At 37.5% G+C, this 5,687-nt stretch carries 3 protein-coding genes and 1 pseudogene; 3 read left to right on the top strand and 1 reads right to left on the bottom strand.

Going from position 1 to position 5,687, the window contains the following annotated elements; translation table 11 throughout:
* Positions 1–113, top strand: a pseudogene (locus tag FB6_RS16390) (IS982 family transposase); the annotation flags it as partial.
* Here the strand turns inward: FB6_RS16390 and FB6_RS16385 are convergent.
* A complete protein-coding gene (locus FB6_RS16385; protein WP_174560954.1) occupies positions 94–573 on the bottom strand; it encodes a hypothetical protein in 480 nt (159 codons plus the stop codon). The pseudogene FB6_RS16390 and the gene FB6_RS16385 overlap by 20 nt on opposite strands.
* Before the next feature lie 314 nt (positions 574–887).
* Here FB6_RS16385 and FB6_RS16380 point away from each other — a divergent pair, with 314 nt between their 5' ends.
* Together FB6_RS16380 and FB6_RS16375 are read left to right on the top strand one after the other, a co-directional pair.
* Complete coding sequence (locus FB6_RS16380; protein ID WP_174560953.1) at positions 888–2,159, top strand: tyrosine-type recombinase/integrase; 1,272 nt, start codon at positions 888–890, stop codon at positions 2,157–2,159.
* Positions 2,160–2,650: 491 nt separating this feature from the next.
* A complete protein-coding gene (locus tag FB6_RS16375) occupies positions 2,651–5,218 on the top strand; it encodes a bifunctional diguanylate cyclase/phosphodiesterase (protein WP_174560952.1) in 2,568 nt (855 codons plus the stop codon).
* The last annotated feature ends 469 nt before the right edge of the window (positions 5,219–5,687 follow it).

Below are 5,687 nucleotides of genomic sequence, written 5' to 3'. Positions count from 1 at the left end.
GTAAAGCTCGTAGTATTCATGGATTTCTAAGTGGAATTTATGCTTCTTTATGTGCATACCAATTAACCCATCGAAATAAGCCAACAATTCAAATTATGAAATCATTAGCTTAAGCAGGATTCGGGTTATAAGTAAGTCTTCAAGCGCATGACGGATGAATGACTTCGTTTCTTCAGGCGTTGGCGTATATAACTTATTATCACTTTCCTGAATCAAAGGATGACTACATAAATGACGTTTCTTTTGTAAATGCAAAAGATTTTCATATGTATCTTGGTCAAAAAATTTCATTCTTTTATGCACATCTTCTACTATATTTTTTTCCCAGTCAGTTTCCTTTTTTTCTTGCTTTTCTTTTATTTCAGTTAAAAGTTTGTGTGCAGTTGAATCGTTAAAATCAATCTCAACCTTTTGCAATTTTGAAACTATGTCTGTTACAACCACAGACCACAGTAAGCCAACAGCAGCTCTATAACAACCATTTTCATAACATTTATATACTTCTAAAAAATTCTCTTTTGAATTTTTATCAACAATTTGTTCAATTGCCAACTCGATTGAAAAAGGTGTCATAAGCTCATTAGTCCATTAGTAATAATTTAAATTGTTTTAATTTTAACAATTTATACAAGTTGAGTATTTATTTTTATGCTTACTACAGGCTTACGTTGCATAACCCTAGAAACAACAAAGCCCTGACAATGTCAGGGCTTATTTAAATATTTGGCGGAAGCGGTGTCCGTCTAACAGTAGTCCTAAGCAATCCAAGATAATATTATAAAAATATATTTTTCAATTATTTATTATTTTTATTATCCTAAGCCGTCTTGCCCAATCCTACCATTTCCAGTATTTTATGAGGGGTAGGTTGTGGGGTAAGTTAGAACATGCCAAAGAAATCTAAAGAGCTATCTGCTCTCAGTTTAGCAAAAATTAAGAAGACTGGGCGACATTCTGTAGGGGGTGTTGATGGTCTTTGCTTGAATATAGAAGGCAATTCTCGTGTCTGGATTTTGCGTGCGGTAGTAGGTAAACGTCTGGATAAAAATGGAAAGTTAAAACCCCATCGCCGTGATATTGGAATCGGTCCCTACCCTGAAGTTTCTTTAGCTGAAGCCCGTGCCAAAGCGACTGAATTAAGATTACAAATACGAAGTGGCATTGATCCAATTGCTCATAAACAAGAACAACTAGAAAAGCTGTATGTTCAGAAACTTCGTGACAAAACATTCCTTGAGTGTGCAAAAGTCGTTATTGCCAATAAAGCCCGTGAACTGAAAAATGAAAAGCATATTGGACAGTGGACTTCTACATTAGAAACCTATATTTACCCAACTTTAGGTGATATCAGTATTGGTACAATTACTAAAGTCGATATTGCCGAAGTTCTTAGACCTATCTGGACTGAGAAGAACGAAACAGCTAAACGTATTCGTGGTCGTATAGAAACCATTTTTGATTATGCTAAGGCCATGGGATATTTTGTTGGTGATAATCCTGCTGAATGGAAAGGTAATCTTGAGCCAATCTTGGGGAATTTAAAGCAGGAGTCGCGTCCTCACCCATCATTACCTTATGAACAGGTTGCTGAGTTTATTCAGCACTTGAGACAGAAAAAAGGAATTTCACCTAAAGCTCTGGAGTTTGCAATTTTAACAGTCTGTCGTTCTGGCGAGGTTTTTGGGGCAAAATGGCAAGAAATTGATTTTAAGAATAAGGTTTGGATCATTCCTAAAGAAAGGATGAAAGCAGAAAAAGAACACCGTGTTCCCCTATCCCAGCAAATCATTAGTTTGCTTGAATCAATTAAAGAATATACTCAACCTCAAGACTTTATCTTTCCTGCCCCTCGTGGTGGCATGCTTTCTGACATGTCATTAACCACATTAATTAAACGTATGCATGAACAGAAGTTTAAAGAAAATGGCTTAGGCTATATTGATCCAAAACAAAATCGAGTAATTACAACACATGGTTTTCGATCAACATTTCGTGATTGGTCAGCCGATAAAACTGATTATCCTCGTGAAGTCTGTGAGCATGTACTAGCACATAAACTACCTGATGAAGTAGAAGCAGCTTACTTACGTGGAGCTTATCTTGAGAAAAGGAAAAATTTGATGGCTGATTGGTCTAATTTCGTACTAAGTAACTATTGAAGTATTTTAGCTTTTTTATATTTTATGGGAAAAGTGAATAATATTTAGAGTTAGTAAGATTGATTAATTAGATTAGTGTGTAAATTTGGACTAATGATTTAATTAAACACAGAGTCATGCAACCCTACCTAACCATCTTAAATAAGATAATTGGGGGATGGTTTCAGACTACTGAAATATTCAAACAGCTTCGATTAATACAAACATCCAATCTGGATTTGAAACGTAACCGAATGTATACATTGCTTACCCTTTAAGAGAGGATTCATCTTTCAGTCTCCATGATTTTTACGAGAGAATTATTATTTAAACAAGACTTTCAATCTCAAGATTGATAACTATAAGACTTTTAGATAATTATGCGTGATATTTGTAGCATTTTTGTTATATTATTTACATAAGATTAATAATCAACCTTTAGCTCTAAGTTTACTAATTTCGCTTGAGAATCTATCAAAAATGCGCAATACAACTCAAGGACGGTATGCTATATGAGTCAAACAGCGAGTTATTTAGATACTCAATCCATCTTTAATTTAATTGGGCAACATGCAGACTTAGCAATCATCTTTCAGACCGTCAGTGAATGGTTAGAGGCCCGGATACCGGATTCAATGGTCTCCATCATGTTGTACTCAGAAACAAAACAAACTTTAAATTTAATTAGTGGTAGCCAGCATTTTTCTAACCGATATATAGAAACAGTTTCTGATTTAAAAATAGGTCCACATGTGGGAGCATGTGGTGCGGCAGCTTTTCACCGAAAACTGGTGATTTGTGAAAATTTAGCCACTGACCAAAACTGGGAAGCTTTCCATAGCCTGATTCAAGAAGAAAATCTGAACGCCTGCTGGTCAACACCTATTATTAATGCCCAGGGAACGCTCTATGGGACCTTTGCAACCTATTATCGTTCTCCTAAATGCCCCACCTCTACTCATATTAAGTTAATTTCTCATGCCGCATCTCTGGTTGCCCTGAGTATGGACCTGCATGCAGAACGGCAACAAAGACTGGCGCTCAATGATAAATACCGTTCGTTCTTCACCTACCATCCCGATGCGATTTTTGAACATAATCCTGAAGGCATCATTATTGATGTCAATCTCGCCTCTGAAGAGATCACTAAATTTAATCTTGAACAGACTCGGGGCTCACATTTCTCAAAATTTATTTGTGCTAACTTTCAGTCAGTAGCTCAAACTGCATTTGAACAGGCCTTGCAAGGCCACAGTCAACACCTGGAAATCCAGGCACAGAATGCCTTGGGGAAATGTTACTGGCTAGACCTCACTTATTTACCTATTCAACAAGCCCAACAGGTGGTCGGTGTATTTGGGATTGCCCATGATATTACCGAACGGCATGAAACCGAAGAAATGTTACGGCTACTGAAACGTAGTGTCGATGCCAATCCTCATGGCATCGTGTTGACTAAGGCCACCGCGGACCAGGCCATTGAATATGTGAATCCTGCTTTTGAAAGCCTGACGGGTTATAAAAAAGAAGAAATCACCGGTAAAAATTGTCGCTTTCTGCAAGGTCCCGAAACAGATCCAGAGGCAGTGTATAAAATCCACAATGCACTTCAAGAACAGCAAGAAATCCAGGTGACCTTAAAAAACTATCGTAAAGATGGCAGCTGGTTCTGGAACCAGCTCATATTAGGACCCGTTTTTGATGATAAAAATTTTTGCACGCACTTTATCGGGATTCAGCAAGATATTACCCAACAGCGGGCGAATAGCGAATATATTGCCCGTCAGCAAACCCATGACAGTTTAACCGGATTAATTAACCATCATACTTTTGAAAAAATACTGGATGTTGCCTTCCACCTTCAGCATGACAATCCTCGCTCCCTGATTGTGATGTATGTTGATTTAGATGGATTCCAGCCTTTAAATCAAAGTTTGGGGCACATCATTGGTGATCAACTTCTGATTGCTGTAGCAAATCGCCTGCGTCAGGTCATTCAAGAAGAAGATATCATTTCCCATTTTTCAGCAGATGAATTTGGCATACTTCTGAATAAATGCCATGATTTAAAACAGGTCGCTGTTATTGCAGAGCAAATATTAAAAAGCCTGTCAGCTCCATTTGAGCTTGATGGCCATAAAATTCATATGAGTGCGAGTATTGGCATTGCAGATGATGACCCTCAAATAGAAAAATCGACTCAATTACTTCATCATGCGATACATGCCATGAATGAAGCGAAAAAAGAAGGCGGAAATGCCTGGCATTGGTATGCGTTTAATTCTATCGGCACACCGAAAATCGATTACGTGCTGATGCGCCACGAATTAATGGTTGCCATGCAAGAAAAGCAGTTCAGGTTGGTTTATCAACCCGTTATTGATGCTCGCTCAGGCCAATTAAAAAGTGTCGAAGCCTTAATCCGTTGGCAGCATCCACAAAGAGGCTTTATCTCTCCGGTAGAATTCATTCCGTTTGCTGAAAAAACCGGCCAGATTGTAGTTATTGGTCAATGGGTGTTACAGCAAGCCTGTCAGGATATTGTTGCGTGGAACAAGAAAAATGGGGCTAACCTGAGTGTAGCTGTCAATCTTTCCCCTTTACAATTTAAGCGCACAGGCTTTTTGCATGACTTACAGGAAACGTTATCTGATACTCAGTTACAACCCGACCTATTAAAAATTGAAGTCACCGAGACCATGTTAATTGCGGGTGCTGACCGTTCTTTAGAAATTCTAAAAGCTGTTCGTGATTTGGGTATCAAGGTTTCTGTCGATGACTTTGGCACAGGATACTCGAGTCTGAGTTATTTACGCACTTTACCTGTGGATGAGATAAAACTTGATCGCAGCTTTATTGAACATTTACCTCAAAATGAGAAAGATGGCGCGATTGTCGCAGCCATTATTGTTATGGCTCATCAACTAGGATTGCACGTGGTTGCTGAAGGAATAGAAAATCAGGATCAAGCCCAGTTTCTAAAAAAATATGAATGTGATGATTTTCAGGGCTACTATTTTGCTCATCCCGCTTCGCTTAGCGAGCTCAAGCTTGATTATAGGCAGGTAGAAGTCATATGATAATAAATAAAGGTTACTATCTAGGGCGTGTCCTCATTTGGCTTTGCACCAAATAAACAAACTAAAAAGAATATGGACTTGCATAGTTTTGAATTTGCATCTCAATTTCATCAATTATGACTCTACGAGAAATGTTGAAAAACCTATTTTATTTTAAACAGTGAAATAATATATTTTAATTGAATAGATAAAAAGAATGGAATATGTCCATCAATGGAGAACGTACCATAGATTATTTTTTAACATTAGGATTATAAAATTGGAAATCCAATTTGTGCAATAAAATAGATCTCTTTCATAAATCAAAAAACGATCTTCTTTTTGGTTAATATTTGCACTCCAGATTTCTTAGCATTCGTGCATAATCTGCGGATGAAATACATCGATTCAAACAAGCTTTCTGATCCTCAGTTCAAGCGATACACAGGCATCTCATGGTCAACTTTCTATTTGATGGTTGAGCAATTGA

Origin of the sequence: Acinetobacter bouvetii (genome assembly GCF_902753875.1) — a bacterium.
In the GTDB taxonomy this organism is placed as follows: domain Bacteria; phylum Pseudomonadota; class Gammaproteobacteria; order Pseudomonadales; family Moraxellaceae; genus Acinetobacter; species Acinetobacter bouvetii_A.
This window is presented reverse-complemented; position numbering and strand designations above follow the sequence as displayed.